17 protein-coding genes and 1 pseudogene are annotated in these 18,999 nt (G+C 70.1%); 8 read left to right on the top strand and 10 right to left on the bottom strand.

Annotation, left to right across the window (positions count from 1 at the left end; translation table 11 throughout):
• The first annotated feature begins 48 nt into the window (after nt 1-48).
• Entirely contained in the window at nt 49-2,280 is a 2,232-nt protein-coding gene (locus BLU81_RS47020; RefSeq protein WP_231953868.1) for a putative bifunctional diguanylate cyclase/phosphodiesterase, read from the top strand.
• Here BLU81_RS47020 and BLU81_RS47015 read toward each other — a convergent pair.
• The 4 genes from BLU81_RS47015 to BLU81_RS47000 all read right to left on the bottom strand — a co-directional run bounded on the left by BLU81_RS47015 (nt 2,231) and on the right by BLU81_RS47000 (nt 7,831).
• Entirely contained in the window at nt 2,231-3,256 is a 1,026-nt protein-coding gene (locus BLU81_RS47015) for an aldo/keto reductase (RefSeq protein WP_231953867.1), read from the bottom strand. The two genes, BLU81_RS47020 and BLU81_RS47015, sit on opposite strands and share 50 nt — an antisense overlap.
• A gap of 40 nt (nt 3,257-3,296) precedes the next feature.
• A complete protein-coding gene (locus BLU81_RS47010) occupies nt 3,297-4,904 on the bottom strand; it encodes a TM0106 family RecB-like putative nuclease (RefSeq protein ID WP_157752121.1) in 1,608 nt (535 codons plus the stop codon).
• A gap of 2 nt (nt 4,905-4,906) precedes the next feature.
• Complete coding sequence (locus BLU81_RS47005) at nt 4,907-6,571, bottom strand: N-6 DNA methylase (RefSeq protein ID WP_092556217.1); 1,665 nt, start codon at nt 6,569-6,571, stop codon at nt 4,907-4,909.
• Between the two features lie 270 nt (nt 6,572-6,841).
• Nucleotides 6,842-7,831, bottom strand: a complete 990-nt coding sequence (locus BLU81_RS47000) for a DMT family transporter (protein WP_092556215.1) — start codon at nt 7,829-7,831, stop codon at nt 6,842-6,844.
• On the opposite strand from BLU81_RS47000, the gene BLU81_RS46995 reads away from it, so the two are divergent.
• Nucleotides 7,830-9,218, top strand: coding sequence for an aminotransferase-like domain-containing protein (locus BLU81_RS46995; RefSeq protein WP_092556213.1), 1,389 nt, complete (start codon nt 7,830-7,832; stop codon nt 9,216-9,218). The two genes, BLU81_RS47000 and BLU81_RS46995, sit on opposite strands and share 2 nt — an antisense overlap.
• A 179-nt stretch (nt 9,219-9,397) precedes the next feature.
• Here BLU81_RS46995 and BLU81_RS51340 read toward each other — a convergent pair whose 3' ends face one another.
• The 4 genes and pseudogenes from BLU81_RS51340 to BLU81_RS51335 all read right to left on the bottom strand — a co-directional run.
• Entirely contained in the window at nt 9,398-9,862 is a 465-nt protein-coding gene (locus tag BLU81_RS51340) for a winged helix-turn-helix transcriptional regulator (protein WP_231953866.1), read from the bottom strand.
• Between the two features lie 10 nt (nt 9,863-9,872).
• Nucleotides 9,873-11,273: a protein adenylyltransferase SelO gene (locus tag BLU81_RS46985; RefSeq protein WP_092556209.1), complete on the bottom strand. Its 1,401-nt coding sequence runs from the start codon at nt 11,271-11,273 to the stop codon at nt 9,873-9,875.
• 30 nt (nt 11,274-11,303) lie between these two features.
• Nucleotides 11,304-12,839 (bottom strand): DEAD/DEAH box helicase, encoded by a 1,536-nt coding sequence (locus tag BLU81_RS46980; RefSeq protein WP_157752120.1) that lies wholly within the window; start codon nt 12,837-12,839, stop codon nt 11,304-11,306.
• An 85-nt stretch (nt 12,840-12,924) separates the two neighbouring features.
• A pseudogene (locus BLU81_RS51335) lies at nt 12,925-13,416 on the bottom strand (AAA domain-containing protein); the annotation flags it as partial.
• Nucleotides 13,417-13,725: 309 nt separating this feature from the next.
• On the opposite strand from BLU81_RS51335, the gene BLU81_RS46970 reads away from it, so the two are divergent.
• From BLU81_RS46970 to BLU81_RS46960, 3 genes are all read left to right on the top strand, one after another.
• On the top strand, nt 13,726-14,124 hold the full coding sequence (locus BLU81_RS46970; RefSeq protein WP_157752118.1) for a hypothetical protein: 399 nt from the start codon (nt 13,726-13,728) through the stop codon (nt 14,122-14,124).
• A 245-nt stretch (nt 14,125-14,369) separates the two neighbouring features.
• The gene (locus tag BLU81_RS46965) at nt 14,370-14,762 is read left to right on the top strand and encodes a DUF2752 domain-containing protein (protein ID WP_092556203.1); all 393 of its coding nucleotides are present in this window, start codon (nt 14,370-14,372) and stop codon (nt 14,760-14,762) included.
• Nucleotides 14,763-14,787: 25 nt separating this feature from the next.
• Nucleotides 14,788-15,291, top strand: coding sequence for an RDD family protein (locus tag BLU81_RS46960; protein ID WP_092556201.1), 504 nt, complete (start codon nt 14,788-14,790; stop codon nt 15,289-15,291).
• A 102-nt stretch (nt 15,292-15,393) separates the two neighbouring features.
• Here the strand turns inward: BLU81_RS46960 and BLU81_RS46955 are convergent, their stop codons facing one another.
• Together BLU81_RS46955 and BLU81_RS46950 are read right to left on the bottom strand one after the other, a co-directional pair.
• Nucleotides 15,394-15,984: a hypothetical protein gene (locus tag BLU81_RS46955; RefSeq protein WP_092556199.1), complete on the bottom strand. Its 591-nt coding sequence runs from the start codon at nt 15,982-15,984 to the stop codon at nt 15,394-15,396.
• A gap of 98 nt (nt 15,985-16,082) precedes the next feature.
• A complete protein-coding gene (locus tag BLU81_RS46950) occupies nt 16,083-16,547 on the bottom strand; it encodes an Asp23/Gls24 family envelope stress response protein (protein WP_092556197.1) in 465 nt (154 codons plus the stop codon).
• 308 nt (nt 16,548-16,855) lie between these two features.
• On the opposite strand from BLU81_RS46950, the gene BLU81_RS46945 reads away from it, so the two are divergent.
• The 3 genes from BLU81_RS46945 (at nt 16,856) to BLU81_RS46935 (ending at nt 18,986) form a co-directional block, all read left to right on the top strand.
• The gene (locus BLU81_RS46945; RefSeq protein ID WP_092556195.1) at nt 16,856-17,233 is read left to right on the top strand and encodes a PadR family transcriptional regulator; all 378 of its coding nucleotides are present in this window, start codon (nt 16,856-16,858) and stop codon (nt 17,231-17,233) included.
• Complete coding sequence (locus tag BLU81_RS46940; RefSeq protein ID WP_092556193.1) at nt 17,230-18,216, top strand: permease prefix domain 1-containing protein; 987 nt, start codon at nt 17,230-17,232, stop codon at nt 18,214-18,216. Before BLU81_RS46945 ends, BLU81_RS46940 begins: the two co-directional genes overlap by 4 nt.
• 152 nt (nt 18,217-18,368) lie before the next feature.
• The gene (locus BLU81_RS46935; RefSeq protein ID WP_092556191.1) at nt 18,369-18,986 is read left to right on the top strand and encodes a hypothetical protein; all 618 of its coding nucleotides are present in this window, start codon (nt 18,369-18,371) and stop codon (nt 18,984-18,986) included.
• Nucleotides 18,987-18,999 lie beyond the last annotated feature (13 nt).

Below are 18,999 nucleotides of genomic sequence, written 5' to 3'. Positions count from 1 at the left end.
GTTTCCCTCCGGTCGGGTCCGCCGGCGCCGATGAGTCCGGGCATGCGAATGAGCGGGCCCCTCCGCCACCTGTGGTGGATCTACCTGGTGCTCGCCTCATCGGCCGCCGCGGCGTACGTGCTGCTGCCGTTCACCGCCACCACCCGCTGGATCTACGTGGTGCTCAACTGCACCGCGCCGATCGCCACCTGGGTCGGTCTGCAGCGCAACGCCCCGCAACGGCGCGGCGGCTGGCAGATCATCGTGGCCGGGCTCGCGCTGTCCGGGGTCGGGGACATCATCTTCGCCGCGTACACCGCCAGCGGGGCGATGCCACCGTTCCCATCGGTCGCCGACGGGCTCTACCTGGCCGCTCACCTGGCGATCGCCGCCGGCGCCGGAATGCTGGCCACCCGGTCGGGGCGTACCGCGTTCCTCGATTCGGCGGTCCTGCTGGCCCCGTTCGCCAGCATCGCCTGGCTGCTGGTGGTCAACCCGATCCTCGCCGGCGACGAGACCCTGCTGGCCCGGATGGTCGCGATCGCGGTGCCGACCAGCACTCTCGTCGTGGTCTACTGCGCGCTCGCGCTGGCCCTGGGGGTGGAGTTGCGGGCTCCCGGTGTCCGCTGGCTGCTGGCCGGGCTGATCGCCTGGTTCGTGTCGGACGCGTTCTACACCCATCAGAGCCTGACCGGCACGTACACCGAAGGGAAGTTGATCGACCTGGGCTGGATGGCGATGCCGATCCTGATCGCCACGGCCGGTCTGCATCCGTCGATGGTCCACACCGTGCCGCGTCTGTCGACCCTCACCACGCTCACCCTGACCCGGGCGCTCACCCTGTTCGGGGCGGCCCTGGTGCTGCCGACTCTGCACCTGTTCTGGGCGGCGGCCGCGGACGCTCCGCTGGTCATCGGGACCTGGGTGTCGATGCTGCTGGTGGCGTTGCGGCTGGTCGCGCCGATCCACGATCTGAGCCGCCGGGTGGGTCACGACTCGCTGACCGGGCTGGCCAACCGGGCGCTGCTGATGGACCGGCTGGCGCTGGCTCTCGCGTCGTTGCCGGACGACGACCGGACCCGGGTCGGCCTGCTCTTCTGCGACCTGGACCATTTCAAGAACGTCAACGACAGCCTCGGCCACGACGCCGGCGATCAGCTGCTGGTGGCGATCGCCGGGCGGATGACCGGCGCGGTCCGCGACGGTGACGTGGTGTGCCGGCTGGGCGGTGACGAGTTCGTGATCCTGATGCCGGCGGTCACCGATGAGGAGGCCGGTACGGTCGCCGAACGGGTCGCCGCCGAACTGGCCCGGCCGATGCGGCTCACCGACGGCAGCGAGTTCTTCGCCTCGCTCTCGATCGGGTTGCGCACCACCGGTGAACTCGACGCCGACGCGGAGACCCTGCTGCAGGACGCCGACACCGCGATGTACCAGGCCAAAGCCGCCGGCCGGGGCCGTCTGGTGCGGTTCGACGTGCAGACTCGCAGTGAGGCCGTCAAACGGCTGCGGCGCGACGCCGACTTCCGCCGTGCTCTCACGCAGCCGGGCGAGCTGTTCTGCGTCTACCAGCCGGTGTTCCGGGTCGACGACGGCAGTCTCAGCTCGGTGGAGGCGCTGGCCCGCTGGCAGCATCCGGTGGACGGGATCCTGCTGCCGGCCTCGTTCGTGCCGGTGGCCGAGACCACCGGCACGGTCGCCCAGCTCTTCGCGCTCGTCCTGGAACAGGCGCTGACGGAGCAGCGGTCCTGGTACCACTACACCGGCCGCTGGATCCCGGTGGCGGTGAACCTGTCCCCGCGGCAGCTCGACGCCACCACCGCCGGGATGGTCCTGGCCGCTCTGGACCGCACCGGCACCCCGCCGGGCGCGCTCACCCTGGAACTGACCGAGTTGGGCCTGGCCATGCCGGAGACCATCGAGGCCGCCCTGGGTTCGTTGCGCCGCGCCGGGGTGCAGATCGCGGTCGACGACTTCGGCACCGGATATTCGTCGGCGGCCCGGGTCGCCGACCACGGCTGGGACGTCGTCAAGATCGACTACACGTTCGTCAACGGCATCGCCCGGGACCCGGCCCGCCGCGCCCTGGCCGACGCCATGATCGGCATGGCGCGGGCGCTCGGCATGTCGTCACTGGCCGAAGGCGTGGACGACGACGCCGACCTGGCGGTGCTGGCCGAACTGGGCTGCGAGTACGCCCAGGGTTACCTGCTGGCCCACCCGGTCGACGCCACCGGGATCAGCGACATGCTCACGCCCCTGCAGCATCCAGTGCTGCCAGGTGCTCGACACTCAGCTTGAGGCCGATCGCGGGCACCAGGTTCTCGAACTGTTCCGGGGTCCGCGGCCCGATCAGCGGCAGCACCGGGGGCGTGCTCTGATGCAGCAGCCACGCCAGCACCAGCTGGTTCGGGGTCACGCCCAGTTCGGCGGCCAGCCCGGTCACCACGTTAAGACGGGCGTCGGCGTCCGGACCGGCGTAGGACTCCATCATCCAGTGTTCGGCCCGCCGCGCCGGATCGTCGTAGATTCCCTTCACGATCGGCGAGTACGCCACCAGGCTCAGATCCCGGTGCTCGGTCAGGTAGTCCAGCTGCTCGTCGTCGACGATCGACGCGGTGGTCGCCCCGGCACGCCGCCGCAGGTAGGAGTGCTGCTGCTGAAGTGCCACCGGAGCCGGCCAGCCGTACCGGTCACAGAGCTGCCGGATCCGCTCCAGCCGCCAGGTCCGCACGTTCGACCAGCCCAGATAGCGAATCTTGCCGGCGGTGACCAGCCCGGCTAGGGCTTCCAGGGTCTCCTCCAGCGGGGTGGACCGGTCGTCGACGTGCACGTAGTACAGGTCGACGTGGTCGGTACCGAGCCGCCGCAGACTGCCGTCCAGCGCGTGCCGCAGCGTGTCCGCGCCCGCCCCGGCGAACGTGCGCCGGGCCAGTTCCCAGTCCGGGGTCCCGTCGGCCGCCCACAGTGCCTCGTCGTACACCGGCAGGGCACTGCCCTTCGTCGACAGGAAGATCTCGTCCCGGTTGCCGCGGTCCCGCATCCAGCGGCCGAGCAGTTCCTCACTCTCCCCGCCCCGGCTGCCCGGCCGCTGCCACCACTCGTAGCAGTCCGCGGTGTCCACGAAGGATCCGCCCAGCTCCCGGTACCGGTCCAGGATCCGGATCGCCTCCGGCTCGGCGGTGGCGTGGCCCATCTGCATGGCGCCGAGAGCGAGGCTGCTGACCTGCTCGCCGGTTCGTCCCAGTTCGATCGTCCCGATGCGCGTCTCACTCATGAACCGAACGCTATTTCCTGGAGCGCGCTCCAGGTCAACCTCAGGATCGCAACCAGTCACGGATCGCGGCGGTGGCCAGCACGTCGTCCTCGTTGTAGGTGAGCAGGCGGGTCGCGGCGCTCGCATCACCGAGACGGGCGGCGGTGTGCCACTGCTGGGACTGGAGACCGCCCGGATCGGGGTCGCGCCAGGCGTGCCCGGCACCGTGCGAGGCGACCGCCTTGAGGCCGTGACCGGCGCGGGAGTCGACCGTGGACCGCACCAGCGGCAGCAGATCCACCCACTGATCGGGGTGGGCGGCGCCGGACGGCAGGGGCGGGAACCGGCGGGCGTGCCGCGGTTCCGGCTGCGCGTAGTGGAAGACGAGCAGGCTGCGGCCCCGCACAGCGGCGTCGCGGGCCAGCGCGCCGAGATGATCCAGGCAGCGGCGGGCGAGATCCGCCTCGGCGCCGGGGCCGTCGATCGACGGGTCGAAGAAGGGGGTGTACGTGCGGGTGCCGCCGTCGGTGACCAGGACACCCCACAGGTAGACGAGGTCGTCGGCGCCCCACTCCACGTCGATGTCGATCTCGATGTCGGCGCGGGGCACGTCGGCCGTCGCGCGCCGCCGCACCATCACCCCGTCCCGGGCGAGTTGCGCGGCGACGACCGCCTTCCGCAGGCGGAAACCACGATTGCGAAGATGCGTGACCTCACCGCCGTAGGTTCCGGCCAGCAGGGCCGCCGGGTCACTGCCGGCCAGATCAGCGGTGGTATGGATACCGGCCGACCGCAGAGCCAGATACTCGCGTACGCCCAGGGTCCCTCGCAGTGTGCCACTGAGATCGTCGCCCGGCAGGGTCGTCACGCAGGCCGTCGCCCAGCGGCAGGTGGCGCACTCCTGTTGACCGACCGGCCGGACCAGCGGTTCGTCACCACGGCGGGCGGTGTCGGCGACCCGACGGCGGAACTCGTGCTCGTGGTCGTAGCGTTCCAGGGCGCTGCGGGTGGCCACGCCGCTGGTGCGGGAGAAGGTACGGAAGGCCGGGCTGGCCAGGTCGTACCAGATCAATCGGGGGTCGTCCGGCTGGTCGTCGCCGATGATCGCGCCGTGCGGGTGGGCCGCCTGATGGCCGCACGCTTGAAGCATCCGCCAGTAGTGGGCGAGCTGGAGCAGGTCCTCCTCGCGGTGCCGCGCGCCGCCGGCCGGCAGCGGGGCGGCGTCCCGGAAGGCCGGGGTCTTGAGGCTGCTGGCGGGGGCGTTGTCGTACTTCTTGTCCAGTACGTGATGGGCCTTGATGTCGGCCGGGTGGTAGCCGCCTTCGTCGGCTCTGATCAGGAGATCCGGCTTTCCGGTACGGCCGCCCTCGTGATCGTCGGGCAGCCGGCCGCCGACGATCACCGTGGCACCGGCCCGCATCGCGCCGATCGTGGCCCCGATGTGGACCCGTTTGTCGCCGTCGAGATCACGCAGGTCGACGTAACCGGGCACGTCGAGCGCCGCCCAATGGTCGAAGACGTCGGCCTCGAACCGGATACCGGTGTCGAAGAGCGCCTGCAATTCGGCAGGTACCGGCTGATCGGGGCGCGCGATGGTCTCGTCGTATTCGTTGTGCACGGCTCGCGGGCACGACTTGGCCGCATAACCACTCAGCAGAACAGGGCGCAAGGTCAGGGCCGGAGTGTTCCGGAGGTGAGCCCGTCGCGGGCCCGCGCGATGGTGCCGACCCCGATCTCCGCCAAGGTCCGCAACGTCTCCTCGGCTTCGTCGAGAGCACGGAACGCGGCACCGTACCGGCGCTGTTCCTCGATGTCCATCTGCGGGATACGGGCACCGCGCACGTCGGCGCGATGGGTTCCGCTGCTGCTGGTGTTCCTCGACGAATTCGCGGAACTCCGCAGGAAACCGCGCAGATAATCGGTGTCCAGCTGATCACTCGCGGACGTCGCCGTGCGCTCACCGATGTCGACGAGACCCGCTCGGGACAGATCGGCCATCCGCAGCGTGCCGCCGTCGATCGCCCCGGTACCGGCCGGCAGGTCCGGAAGCAGGTCGGCGATCCGCTGGGCCATCTCCCGGATCCGCTGCCTGACCTCGGCATACTCCCCGGCCAGGTCGACCCGGCCGGCTCGGGTGTGCGCGGCCGGGGTGAGATCCACCGTCTCGTCCAGCAGGTCGATCACCGGGATCTCGGCGACCTGGGCCGGATCGGGCACGAACGGACCGTCGGGATCGGCAGTGGAGAGGTCGGTCATGCGTACCGAGGAAGGGGGTCGTTCGCCGTCGAGAAGACGCCGCAGAACCCAGAGATGAACCGGCTGAGCGTGTGAGGCGACCATTCCGGGCGGCAGGGCGACGATGTGCTCGACGATTCCGGCCCGTAGCAATTCGGCGCGAATTCGTTTACCGGCCCGGCGATAGGCGACCGACGGCGGCATCACGAAAACCACTTTCCCGCCCGGTACGGTGTGCGCGTAACAGTGTTGCAGCCACGCGAGTTCGCTTTCCGCCTTCGTCGGGATGCCGAACTCCCAGCGCCGGTCCAGCAGCAGACTGTCCCGGCCCCAGTCGGTGAGCCCTACCGGCGGATCGCAGACCACCAGATCAGCGCGCAGCGACGGCCAGGCATCCCCCTGGAACGAATCGCCGATCCGCATCTCCAGTTCCACCCCGGCCAGCCGGGCCCGCGCCTCGGCAAGCCCCGCAGCGGCCGGATTGCCGTCCTGCCCGGCCAGCTTGACCTTGCCGTCCGCACCCGCCTTGCCGCGTGTCCTGCTGGTCGCAGCGCTGATCGGTGACGTGGTGCAGGCCAGCAGCAGGGTGCCCGCGCCGGACGCCGGGTCGAAGACCGTGCCGCTGACCTTTCCCGCGAAGTGGGCGACCGCCCGCGCCAGGTGGGTGGTGGTCATCGCGGTGCCGGAGGCGATCAGCCGGTCAGTGAAGGAGGTGACCACAGCATCGGCCGACGTCTCCTCGGCCATGGCGCGCAGCCGGGCCCGGGTCGCCTCGTCCAGCCGTCCCTGTTCCCGACCGCCGCCGCCGAACAGGGCGGCGACCTCGGCGACCGCGCTGGTCATGTCGTCACCCCAGCGGGCCCGCAACTCCTGCCAGACCAGGACCTCGTCGGAGACCTCGGTGTTCTTGCGCTGCCGATCCAGCCAGCCGGTGATCTCGGAGAGCGCGAAGAGCGCGTTACGGCCGCCGCCGACCGGCTCGGGGAAATCCGGGTGCCGCCGGCGCCAGTTGGAGACCGCGGCGCGGGTCACGCCGGCCAGGCGCGCCACCTCCGCAGCGGAGATCAAGCGGCCGTCGTTGCCTGGGGATGGGGCGGTCACGGGCCGACCATACACGCTTGACCAGCGGATTAACACTCACCATGCAAGATTTTCGTTGACAGTGCCAACTCGCTGTTAGAGGATCGATGCAGATCGTCACATCGTTCACCAGGGGACCCTCATGACCAGTCACTGACGCCCACCCACCTCATCCGCTTTAGTGGTGAGTTCGGGTGCGACCCGAACCCCGCCTCACCACACCCGCCCCGTCGCCGCCTTGCGTGGTGAGTTCGGGTGCGAATCGAACCCCACCTCTCCACGGCTGACGGGCTACGACGCGCTTGATGGGCGGGCCGGAGCTGCCTCTTTCGCCTGCCGGGGTGTGGGTTCAGGCTGAACGGGACGGGTCGCCTCCTCGGCCGGACGGGGTGTGGCCGGGTTTCGGGCTCGCTGGGTCAGGACCACGCAGACCAGAACCACCGTGGCCGCACCGAGCGCACCCGCTCCTACCGTCTCACTGAGCAACAGCGCCGACCAGAGCAGGGTCAGTACCGGCTGGGCGAGTTGGATCTGCCCGACGCGAGCGATGCCGCCACGGGCGAGTCCCGCGTACCAGGCGAAGAATCCCAGGAACATCGAGACCACCGTGAGGTAACCGAACGCGCCCCAGGCCGGCGCCGGGGCGTACGGCGGATGTGTCACCGCGGCCACCAGCGTGACCGGCACGGTCACCGGCAGTGCGACCAGCAACGCCCAGCAGATCGTGCGGGCCCCACCGAGATCACGGGCGAGCACGCCACCTTCGGCATACCCCAGCCCGCACAGCACCACAGCGGCCAGCAGATAGAGGTCGGCCGTCGTCGCCGAACCGCGCACCGTACCGCTGACCACCAGAAACGTCAGCACCGCGACCAGCCCACCACCACTGGCCAGCCAGAACAGCACCGGCGGCCGCTCCCCGGCGCGCAGCACCGCGAAGACCGCCGTGACCGCCGGCAGCAGGGCGACCACCACCGCACCGTGGGCCGACGTCGCACTCGTCAAAGCCAGCGACGTGAACAGCGGAAACCCGGCCACCACCCCGATCGCCACGATCACGAACCGCCACCACTGCCCACGGACCGGCCGGGCCGCCCGGGTGAGCCACAGGTAGCCCCCGGCCAGCGCCGCCGCGCCCACCGCCCGCCCGAACGCGACGAACCACGGATCGAGATGCCCGACCGCGACCCGGGTAGCCGGCAGCGACATGCTGAACGCGAGCACTCCCAGCGCGCCGAGTGTCATCGCCCCCGAGCGAGTAGTGCTACTCTCTTCTCTCATGGGAGACGGTAACGCAGCAGACCGAGTAAGCCAAGATCTGCGGTTCCTGGCGACCTCCGCGACGGCTGGCACCCGTCTCCCCTCGGTGCGTGTGCTGATGACCCGGCACAGCGCGTCTCCCGTGACGATCGCCGCCGCGATCCGCCGGATGGTCGCGGAAGGCCTGGTGGAGACCAGATCCGGGCAGGGCACTTTCGTCGCCGCCCGCCCCGCCGCACCCGACGACTCCCCACCCGACCTGTCCTGGCAGACGGTGGCGCTGGGCCCACGCCGGTCCGGCGAGGAGGAGATGCAGGCGTTACTCGCGTTACCCCCGTCCGGCGCGATCCCGCTCTCCGGCGGCTATCTCGACGCCGATCTCCAGCCCGCCACGGCGCTGGGTGCCACCCTGGCCCGGGTCGCCCGTCAGCCGGCCGCCTGGCAGCGGGGCCCGGTCGAGGGCCGGGAGGACCTGCGGGCCTGGTTCGCCCGCCCGCTCGGCACGGTCCAGGCGTCCGACGTGGTGATCTGCTCCGGCGGCCAGACGGCACTCGCCTCCACGCTGCGCGCCCTGACCTCCCCCGGCGACACGCTGCTGGTCGAGTCCCCCACCTACCTGGGCGCCCTGGCCGCCGCGCACGCCGCCAGCCTGCGGGTGGTTCCGGTCCCCGCCGATCACGACGGTGTCCGCCCCGACCAGCTGGCCGCCGCTTTCACCCACACCGGCGCCCGCTTGTTCTACTGCCAGCCGTTACACGCCAACCCGTCCGGCGCCACCCTGTCCACGTCCCGCCGCCCCGCGGTGATGTCAGCGGTCCGGGCGGCAGGCGCGTTCCTGATCGAGGACGACTACGCCCGCGACCTCACCATCGACGGCGACCCACCACCCCCGCTGGCCGCCGCCGACCCCCACGGCCACGTGATCTACCTGCGCTCGCTGACTAAATCCGCTGCCCCCGGCCTCCGAGTCGCCGCCCTGGCCGCCCGCGGCCCCGCCGGCACCCGCCTCCGCGCCGCCCGCCTGCTGGACGACTTCTTCGTGGCCGGCCCCTTGCAGCAGGCCACCATCGAGTTCGTGACGAGCCCGGCGTGGACCCGGCACCTGCGCACCCTCCAGTCGTCGTTGCGCTCCCGGCGAGACGCCCTGCTGACGGCCCTGCACCGCCACCTGCCGGCCTTGGTCCCCCCGTCGATCCCCCGAGGCGGCCTGCACCTGTGGTCCCCGCTCCCACCCGGCACCGATGACGCGGCCCTCACCCGAGCCGCCGCGGCCCAGGGCGTCGTCGTCTTCCCCGGCAGCCCTTGGCACGCCGCCGAACCACCGGCCCCCTTCCTCCGCCTGACCTACGCCGCAACCCCACCCGACACGATGGACGAGGCGATCCGCCGCCTGGTCAAAGCTTTCTGACGCCGTACGCCGAACACCTCCACAACCACACCCACCCACCCCGCCACGTCCCCGCGAGGCCCGCGGTCCCTCCCGGCCACCCCGCGGCCGCCGGGCCGATGCGCCCCTCACCGCCTCACGCCGCCCGTTCCGTTCAATCCACCTCAAACACGGCATGGGCAGCAGCGCGAGCACGGACATCAACGCGGGGCGCGCTGGTCGTAGTCGCGTTGGCGCGCCTGGATCTCCGTGGCGTTGGCGACTGTCCAGTCGTAGAGGCGGCCGAACGGCTCGCGCAGTGATTCGCCGAGTGGGGTCAACGAGTATTCGACGCCCACCGGTGAGGTCGGCAGCACGCGGCGCTCGATCATCCCGTTGCGTTTGCCCGGGGCGGCGGGGCCGAGTTCGTGGTGGCGGCCGACATGGCGTTCGCGGCCATCGGCAGTGCCGGACTCGGTCAGATCGAGGCCCTGATGGGCATCGTCCCCAGCGGCGGCGCCACGCAGTACCTGCCCGAGTAGCAGCACCCGCAGCGGCGAAAGCCGTCGTTCCTCGGGCGCGTCGGATGGCGGCATCCGCAGCGCCGGGACTCGCTGGTCGGCGGCCGCGCCGTCGGCCCCGTACCGCGCGGACGTCGCGGGGATGCCACGGGGCCGTTCTGTCATTCGTACGAGATCAGGTTCCGCAGAAGGTTCGGTAGACGCCGGAGCCGGGCGGGGCGGGTGAGGCGAATCGTTCCCGGCCCGGCTTTTCGGTGAATGGGGCGGTGACCGTTTCCAGGAGTTCGTGCAGCGGGGCCAGGTCGCCGTCGGTGGCCGCGGTCAGGGCTTCTTCGACGAGATGATTGCGGGGAATGTAGACGGGGTTGACGCGATTCATCGATGCGATGTCGGGTTCGAGTGCCCGCCAGCGTCTCTCCCAGTCGCCGAACGCCTCGGGCGCCGAACCGGCCGCCAGTTTCCGGAAGAACGACGTGTAATCGGCTTCCGAATCTTTGAGCAGGGCCAGCAGATCCTCGGTGAGGGCGGTGACCGTGACGTCGTCGATCGCAGCGGTGAGCCCGAGTTTGGCGCGGAATCCGTCAAGGGTGGCGGCAACGTAGCGGCTGCGGAAACGGGCGAGTTCGGCGGTGGCCTTCTCGATGGCGCGTTCCTGATCCGCGTCGGCGGTGGCGGCATCGGCGTCGCTGAGGAGCGGGAGCAGGGATTCGGCGAGCCGGGCCAGGTTCCATTGGGCGATGGCGGGCTGATTGCCGTACGCGTAACGCCCGCCCTCGTCGATGGAACTGAACACGGTCGCCGGATCGAAGGCGTCCATGAACGCGCACGGCCCGTAGTCGATGGTCTCCCCGGAAATGGTCATGTTGTCGGTGTTCATGACGCCGTGGATGAATCCGGTCAGCATCCACTGCGCGATCAGCTCGGCTTGGGCCTCGACGACTCCACGGAGAAGCCCGAGCGGATCAACGCCCGGATAGTGCCGGGAGGCGGCGTGATCGGCGAGCCGCCGCAACAGTTCGGCGTCGCCGGAAGCGCGGGCGAACTGGAAACTCCCCACCCGCAGATGACTGGCCGCGACCCGCACGAGAATCGCTCCGGGCGCCAGGTTCTCCCGGACGATCGTCTTCCCGGTGCGAATGACGGCGAGCGACCGGGTGGTGGGAATCCCGAGCGCGTGCATGGCCTCACTGATCACGTATTCCCGCAGCATCGGCCCGACGGCGGCGAGCCCGTCCCCACCGCGCGAGAAGGGTGTCCGGCCCGACCCTTTCAGATGCAGATCCCGCCCGCCGATCTCCCCGAGCAGCAGCGCCCGCCCGTCCCCGAGCCGCGGCGAGTATCCCCCGAACTGATGCCCCGCATAACCTTGAGCGACAGGTTCGGCTCCGTCCGGCAGATTCACCCCGGCCAGGAACCGCACACCGTCGTCGCTGCGAAGCCATTCCGGGTCGAGTCCGAGTTCGGCGGCGAGCGGTTCGTTGAGCACGAGAAGTTCCGGTTTCGGCGGCTCGGCGGCCCGCCACGACACCCCCATCTCCGGAAGCTCGTCAGCGAACCTGGTCCCCAGCATCGGCATCCCACTCACCGCACCAAAGCTACGTCGCGATCAGATGACCTGGCGAATGTGCCGGGCGCCCGCGCGGTCGCAGGACTGGCACTCGTGGCGGATCTCCGGTGTGCCACGGATCGACGTCTCGAAGCGGATCAACAGGCGGCGGCAGCGGGTGCATCTCCGGGCTGGGCGGTTCGAGCCGGGGGCCAGGCCGGACGGGCGGTGCTGGGCCTGGCGGATCGCGACGGCCAGGGCCGGGTGTTCGGTGCGCAGGATCGGGCCGGGGGCCGGGCCGAGCAGGCTGTTCGCGGCGGACCAGACCACGTCGCCGATGACGGCGAAAGACTCCAGCATGGGCGTCACCGGACGGATGTTGAGACCCTCACGGCTGGCCTGACGGGCTTGCGGCGCCAGGTCGCCGTGCGCGTCCGGCTCCACCCAGATCGTCGATCTCGAGGGTGGTACGGCTTTCAAGCCCGGTAGCAGCGGCGGCAGGTTGACCAGGTCGGCTCGGGGTAGCCACATGTCCAGCGTGGCGGCCCGGCGCAGATCGTTGCGGAGACGGTCGATCAGGTGCTGGGTGACGTGTTCGGTGACCGGGGAGTCGTAGAGGAGGTCCTGCCAGTCGAGGTGCTCGGCGCGTACCTCCAGTTCCTCGAAGAACGTCCAGACCGCGTCGCGGTCGGTGTCCCAGCAGTGCAGGCTGTCCATCGCGCCGACGATCAGCAGGTGTTCGCGGGCGCGGCTGGCGGCGACGTTGAGCAGGCGGGCGCCGGTGCTGCCGTCGTGGCCGTCGGTGTACCACTCGTGCAGTTGCCGGATGCCGTACCCGGTGTCGACGGTGTCGTAGATGACGACGTCGCGTTCGCCGCCCTGGAAACGTTGCACGGTGGAGGCCACCCAGGCGTCGCCGCGGTTGCCGGGCAGTAGTGATTCGAGCAGCCGGGCCTGTGGCGCGAACGGGGTGACCAGGCCGAGGCTTCGGATCGCGGTGCCGTCGCGGACCAGGGCCGCGTCGAGTTGCAGGTGGGCGACGTTGTAGCGGGAGTGGGCGCCCTGCCGGCCGGTGGTTCGCGGGTGCAGGCCGGAGGTGTCCAGGAGCAGCAGTTCGCTGGTCGCCCATGGGGCCCGGCGGGGGCGGCGGCGTTTGGCCACCGACACGGCGGTCCGCAGCGGGCTGTCCGGGTAGAAGGCCCGGCTGACGACGCGGCCGATGTCGTCGCGCATCCGGTGCTGCTCGGTGAGGACGGCCAGGCCGGGCGGCTGCTCCCCGCGGGTGACCGCCTGCGCGATGCCGGACCGTTCGAACGGGCTCCGGTGCAGCCAGTCCAGCACGTCCAGGGTCTCGGCCCGGGCGACCGGCGGAAGCTGGCGGAAGTCACCGGCCAGCACGGTGTGGCCGCGGCCCGCGCCGGCCACCAGCATGGCGAGGACCGCCGAGGTCATGTTGGCCTCGTCCAGGACGACGACGTCGAAGGTCAGCTCGCGCAGCGTCTCCAGGACGACGTGGTGGGCGGTGGCGGCCACGATCCCGGCGTCCCGGCACATCTGGCGGCGGACCTCGATGCCGGCGATCTCGTCGACCGGCACCGCCCCGCCGCGAGCCGGGTCGCCGGGCCGGCCGAGCCGGACCAGGGGGGCCACCGGCCAGGGCCGGGGACTGCTTCAGTACGGCGTTCACGGTGACGTCGAGGGCGGCGTTCGTCGGCGCGGCCAGCAGCACCCGCAGGTCCTTCTCGGCCAGCTGGCTGACCAGGGTGGACAGGGTCGCGGTCTTGCCGGTGCCGGGTGGGCCCCACAGCCAGGTGACACCGGGGGTGACGCCGAGGCCGACCGCGTACCGCTGATCGCCGTTGAGGTGAACGGCGCTGCCACCGATGTACGGCGCCGGCGTCCGTGGTGGGCGGGGCGCGTCCGGGGAGGCGACGGCGAGCGCGGCGGCGGCGTCGAAACCGGGGCCGCCGTCGACGAGTTCCCGCAGCCGCCGGGACTGCTGACGCAGCAGCCACAGGTGGTCGACCCGGGTGCGGTGCTTGTCGGCGTGGTGGAACTCGTGTTGGAGCGCCCGGATCGCGGACTGGGCGACTCCCGGCCACGCGGCGGGCACGGCACCCGGCGGTGGCTGCTCCGCAGCGACCGGTGTCCCCGAGGATGGCGCCAGTCTCATCCCGTGCCCCTCTCCCCGGCCAGGTTCAGCCAGGAACGGCAGCCTAAGCCAGCCCGGTTGGCAATGTAAACGGGCGGGTCAGATGTCTTGGCGGGAGATGTGAACGAAGGTTGACCAAGTGGTCGACGCTGCCTGGAACCATCACAATCCGTTCAGCCGTCCACCCGCACCAGCGAAGTCGAAGTTGATTCACATTCTATGGGAGCGCTTCCCTTGACGTGAACAGCTCAAAATCTTGTGTTGACAGTCTCGCCAGACTAAATGAGAATTGATTCACAACTGGTGAGCTATCGGTGAGGTGGGGCTGCGGTGAACGCGAGTCGGCTCGAACGTACGAGATCGGGATTGAATGTCGTCGCCGAGTGGGACGACCAGGAGATCGAGGGGCCACAGCGGGTGACGATCTCCGGGGCGGAGATCAGCTCGCGGACGTTGCGGCAGGTGGGGCGACTGGTCGACGACATGGCCGCTGAGCTGCACGAGATGCCGTCAGCGGGGGCGTTCCGGGTGATGGTCCGGCAGTACGCGGAGGACCGGCTCGCCGAACTGCCCGCCGACGGGTTCCATCGAGGGCTGCTCGCCCTGCACGACAAGATCGACTCTGACGGGCGGGCCGAGGCGGTGACCACGCTCGCCGCGGCCATGCGGATACCGGCGGAGAGCGTCCGGGCCTGTCTGCGGGTCGCCCGTCAGCGGACCAGCGACTGATTTCGATAATGCCCGCTGGGCGGGACGGATGTGGTGGGCTCTATCACGTACCGGACACGTTTGCGGATTCGAGTTTCCCGCGAAGATGACCGGAATGCTGCCATTTGCGGCGGTGACGGAGCGTGCATCGGAGTCTTCGCAGGCCAACGCCCTCACTGAAAGGTTCAATCGATCGGATTAGGGGTCGCCCCGAACGGGGTCGCACCCTTATGCTTCCCGGGCTTTCCTGATCAGAGGTGTTTTCGTTGCGCTTGTTCTCCGTGCCAGAGCGGATCGGCGGCTTCGGCTCGCTGGTCGCGGTCGCGGCTGCGGTGTGGCCCGCGCTCGTCGACCACACCGGGGCGGCTCTGCCGTGTCCGTTGCGGACGGTGACCGGCATACCGTGCCCCGGCTGTGGCCTGACGACCGCCGCCGTGGCGCTCGTGCGCGGGGAGTTCGGTGCGGCGATCCACGCCAATCCTCTGATCTTCGGCCTGGCGGCGTTCACCGTCGCCGCGTTCCCACTCGTGGCACTGCGTGCCGCGGGAGTCCTGGGACCGCCGCGTCCGTGGTCGTCCGAGCGACGGCGACAGATGGGCTGGATCGCTGGGCTGCTCGCCGTCGCGAGCTGGCTTTATCAACTACATCGGCTCCTCTAGAGCCGCCCCGATTAAAGGAACCAGAATGAGCTACCCGCCCCCGCCCGCCGGCGACCCGTACTCCAACCAGCCGCCGCAGCAGCCTTACGGCCAGCAGCCGTACGGCCAGCCCGTCGCCGCGTACGCCAGCTGGGGTTCCCGCCTCGGTGGCTACCTGATCGACAGCCTGGTCTTCCTGCCGTTCGCCATCCTGGCCTTCGTGCTCGGCACCTCGACCGACGCCGCGACCGGCCTCCCCACCGTGAACGCGATGTACTACGTCTTCTACCTGGTGGGCATCGTCGTGTCCGGCTACAACCGCTGGTTCCTCGGCGGCAAGACCGGTCAGTCGTGGGGCCGCAAGGCGCTGGGCATCAAGCTGGTCAGCGAGAACACCGGCCAGCCGATCGGCCCCGGCAACGCGTTCGTGCGCGACCTTGCCCACATCCTGGACTCCGCCCCCTGCGGCATCGGCTTCCTGTTCCCGCTCTGGGACGCCAAGAAGCAGACCTTCTCCGACAAGATCGTCAAGACTGTCGTGGTCCGCTGACACCAGCGTCAACCGGAAGCCCCGCCACCGCTACCCAGCGGCGGCGGGGCTTCCGTCGTTGAAAAATCAGCCGTCGTTGAAAGCTCAGCCGTCGTTGACAGCTCAGCGCCCGGCGCAGAAGCGGGCCAGTTCCTCGCCGCCGTGCGGCTCCAGCCACTCATAGGTCCCGCGGAGCAGGTCAGCCCGCTGGTCGACGGTGGCCACGGCGGCGGTCAGTTCGCCCCACGGCATCGTGACGTGCAGGAGAGTGCGCTCGATGCCGTACGGCAGGGACGGCAGATTGTCGTCCGCGGTCGCCCTCAACAACAGGCCGGCCGTGGAGATGTCCTCGACGCGGCCGCTGAGCGGGACCAGGTGGCGGCCCTCGACGTTCTCGATCTGGGCGGTGCCGACCGCCGGATAGGTGCCGGGCCGCCGGGCCGCCGTCCGCCGCTGGACCACGTCGGTCGGGGCGTCCCCGATGACGGTCAGCAGATCGTTGCGCAGCTCCGCCTCGACCCAGGTCACGCCGGAGCCGGTGACGAGTTCCAGGACACCGATCCGCCGTACGCCGGGCCCGTCCAGACTGAGCACCGGGATCGGTGGCAGCTCGCTGATGAACGGCGCCTCCACCTCGGCCAGCGAGACGAGGACGATGCCCTGAACATCGGGGCATCGCAACGTCAGACTGCTCCCCGCAGGCACGGTGATCATGAATCCTCCCCGGTGCGCTCGCGGCCGTCGAACCGCACATTACCGGCACCGGGGCGCACTTCACCGCCGTTCGGGAGCTTTGAGTCCCCCGGAAGCTCTCAGTTCTCCGGGAGCTTGATGTCGTCGACCTTCACGGTGCACTCGATCACGTGCAGCCCGTAACTCTCGATCGCCTTGATCACCGACGTCCGCACCTCGGCGGTCACGTCGGCGACCACCTCACCGGCGGAGATCACCAGGATGACGGTGACCTCGACGTCCGTCCCGTCGACCTTGGCCCAGACGCCACGGGTGGCGTCACCGACCTTGTCCAGGCCGATCTTGTCGAGCACCGAGTTGAAGAACCGGGCCACGTCACCGCCGAGCTCGGTGACACCGGGCACCGACCGGGCCGCGGCCGACGCGATCTTCTCCACGACCTCGCGCTCGAACTTCGTCTGGCCGCGGAACGCCGCGACCTCGATCACCTCAGCACCGCCGTGCGCCGGCGGCACGGGCGCGACCATGGCCGGCAGGTAGAACTCCTGCGTCCGGTCCGCATGGAACTCGGCCTTGTCACTCATATCCGTCTCTACCGCGCCTTCTTGCCGTGGCCTTCTCGCCCTACTGAATCGGAACCGATTCGAAGACTACTAGTGAAAGTTCCTCGGTCTACTCGCGAAAACGCGCCACGATTTCCCGCCACGCCCACCGCACACCGTGCGTGTGCAGCCGACTCCACAGAGGAAGGGATATCGATACCCCGATGCCGCCCCGGCCCGCCTGATACGGCGCAGCCTGTCCGCAATCCGACTCGCCCCCGAGCCCGAACCCGCTTCGCACAATGGTGTGGGTGTTGCGATGGTGTGTGAGACACAGTATCGTGAGTGGCATGACAATCGATGCCACACTCGCCGGGCATCTGCAGGAGCTGCGGCGCGGCACGGTCGTGGTCGCGAGCCTCACCGTCCTGCGACAGCCGGGGTATGGGTACTCGCTGCTCGAAACGCTGAGCGCGGCCGGGTTCGAGGTGGAGGCCAACACGCTCTACCCGCTGCTGCGGCGCCTGGAGACGCAGGGGCTGCTCACCAGCGAGTGGAACACCGACGAGGCACGGCCGCGGAAGTTCTATCGCACCACCGCTCAGGGCGACGCACTCGCGATCGCACTGCGCAGTGAGTGGGGGCGGCTCGACAAGGCGATCAACGACCTGCAAGCACCGGCGCCAGACAGCGGACACAGTGCGATCAGCGAGGGGGAGAACCGATGACGACCATCATCGACCGGTATGTCTACACCGTTCTGCGCCGGGTGCCGGAGCAGCAGCGGACGGACATCGAGCGGGAGCTGCGCACCTCCATCGAGGACGCGGTGGACGCCCGGATCGACGGCGGCGAGGAGCGCGAGCCGGCCGTCGAGCGGACACTTCTGGACCTGGGCGACCCGGACCGGCTGGCCGACGGCTACGCGGAACGGCTGCCCCATCTGATCGGGCCGGAGTTCTACCCGGTGTGGCGGCGGCTGCTGGTCACGCTGGTGTCGACGGTGCTGCCGATCGTGGTGATCGTGGCCGTCGTGCTCCGGGTGCTCGACGGCGCGAGTTTCGGTGAGGTGATCGGCACCGTCTTCGGGACACTGTTCACGGTCGGGGCGCATCTGGTGTTCTGGGTGACGCTGACGTTCGCGATCATCGAGCGGGCCGGGGTCGGGCGGGGCGAGTTGCGGGGGCGCCCGTGGTCGCTGGACGATCTGCCACGGTACGAGCCCGGCGTGATGACTCCCGGGCAACTGGCGGCGGCGGTGCTGTGGCCGGTCCTGGTGATCGCCGCTCTGGTGCTGCAGCAGTTCGCGTTCACCGAGCAGCCGGTGCTGACCCCGGCGAACTGGACGTTCTGGTGGCCGTACCTGATCGTGGTCTTGCTCTTGGAAGGTCTCTACGCGGTGTGGCTCTTCCGACGCGGATCGTGGGGGCACACGGTGACTGTCGTGAACGCGGTCCTGGCGGCCCTGTTCGCCGGTCCGATCGTGTGGCTGGCGGCGACCGGCGCCTTCTTCAACCCGGAGTTCCTCACGACGCTGAACTGGGGCACCGCCGACCCGGAGCGCTGGCTGACCAACGCGGTGATCATCCTCGCGGTGGCCGGCGCCGTGTGGGACGTGGCCGAGGTCGCGATCCGCACCGAACGGGCCCGCCGGGGCCTGCCGACCCGAGTCCCCGGAACCGGCCGCGAGTTCACCGCTCCCCTGTCCTGACCGCTCCGGTGATCGCGATCGCCGCAAGCGTGGCCGGAAGACCTCAGGTGGGTGTGGGGGATGCCGATTCTCGCGGCACCACCGGAGATGGCCCCGGCTGACGAGCCGGTCCGACAACCGCACACGGACGAGCGGGAAGGACCCGACCCCCCATGAGCAAGCTGATACAACTCCCCGTCCCGGTACGGAACGACCGGTGGAAGCCGTCGAACCCGCTGCTGGAGAGTGTGATCCGGAAGTACATCGACGAGGCCAGGAACGAGGTCTGCGACACCACCGGCAGTGCCGGAACGCTGGTCGGCGGTGGCATGGTTCTGGTGGCGCTGGGGATCATCCTGTCGGCCGGAAGCGGGAATCCGCTGCTGGCGGTCATGGTCGTGGTGGCGCTCGCGCTGGGCGGTCTGGCGTACACCGGGGTGAAGGCACCGCCGTTGCGGCCGGATCCGTTGCAGATCCTGGCGCCGATGGGCGGTCCGGGCAACCTGCCGGCCGGCTATCTGGTGCACCCGCTGGCGTGGCAGGCGGGGTTGCCGCACTACCTGGCCGGGATTCCGGAGCGGCGGCTGCGGATCGCCGTCGACCTCTGCCGGGACCACCCGGGGGCGGTCACCGATCTGCTGCGGCTGGTGGAACGGGCGGAACGGCATGTGGCCGAGCACAAGCCGGGCCGGGACTTCAGCCCGGCGGGGCGGCTGCACGAGGTGCAGAAGTTCGCGACCCGGATGGTCGAGTACCAGGTCCGGCGGGTTCCGGCGCTCACTCAGGGCTGAATCGGCGGAACTG

It is taken from the genome of Actinoplanes derwentensis (assembly GCF_900104725.1).
GTDB classification, from domain to species: domain Bacteria; phylum Actinomycetota; class Actinomycetes; order Mycobacteriales; family Micromonosporaceae; genus Actinoplanes; species Actinoplanes derwentensis.
Note: the sequence above shows the minus strand (reverse complement) of the source record. Positions and strands in the feature narration are given on the sequence as shown.

Excerpts from the sequence above, each read along its gene's own strand:
- BLU81_RS46945 (WP_092556195.1), top strand. The coding sequence starts at position 16,856 with ATGACAATCGATGCCACACTCGCCGGGCATCTGCAGGAGCTGCGGCGC.
- BLU81_RS46955 (WP_092556199.1), bottom strand. The coding sequence starts at position 15,984 with ATGATCACCGTGCCTGCGGGGAGCAGTCTGACGTTGCGATGCCCCGAT.
- BLU81_RS46940 (WP_092556193.1), top strand. The coding sequence starts at position 17,230 with ATGACGACCATCATCGACCGGTATGTCTACACCGTTCTGCGCCGGGTG.
- BLU81_RS47020 (WP_231953868.1), top strand. The coding sequence starts at position 49 with ATGAGCGGGCCCCTCCGCCACCTGTGGTGGATCTACCTGGTGCTCGCC.
- BLU81_RS46960 (WP_092556201.1), top strand. The coding sequence starts at position 14,788 with ATGAGCTACCCGCCCCCGCCCGCCGGCGACCCGTACTCCAACCAGCCG.
- BLU81_RS47000 (WP_092556215.1), bottom strand. The coding sequence starts at position 7,831 with ATGAGAGAAGAGAGTAGCACTACTCGCTCGGGGGCGATGACACTCGGC.
- BLU81_RS46950 (WP_092556197.1), bottom strand. The coding sequence starts at position 16,547 with ATGAGTGACAAGGCCGAGTTCCATGCGGACCGGACGCAGGAGTTCTAC.
- BLU81_RS46935 (WP_092556191.1), top strand. The coding sequence starts at position 18,369 with ATGAGCAAGCTGATACAACTCCCCGTCCCGGTACGGAACGACCGGTGG.
- BLU81_RS46995 (WP_092556213.1), top strand. The coding sequence starts at position 7,830 with ATGGGAGACGGTAACGCAGCAGACCGAGTAAGCCAAGATCTGCGGTTC.
- BLU81_RS46985 (WP_092556209.1), bottom strand. The coding sequence starts at position 11,273 with ATGCCGATGCTGGGGACCAGGTTCGCTGACGAGCTTCCGGAGATGGGG.
- BLU81_RS47015 (WP_231953867.1), bottom strand. The coding sequence starts at position 3,256 with ATGAGTGAGACGCGCATCGGGACGATCGAACTGGGACGAACCGGCGAG.
- BLU81_RS51340 (WP_231953866.1), bottom strand. The coding sequence starts at position 9,862 with ATGACAGAACGGCCCCGTGGCATCCCCGCGACGTCCGCGCGGTACGGG.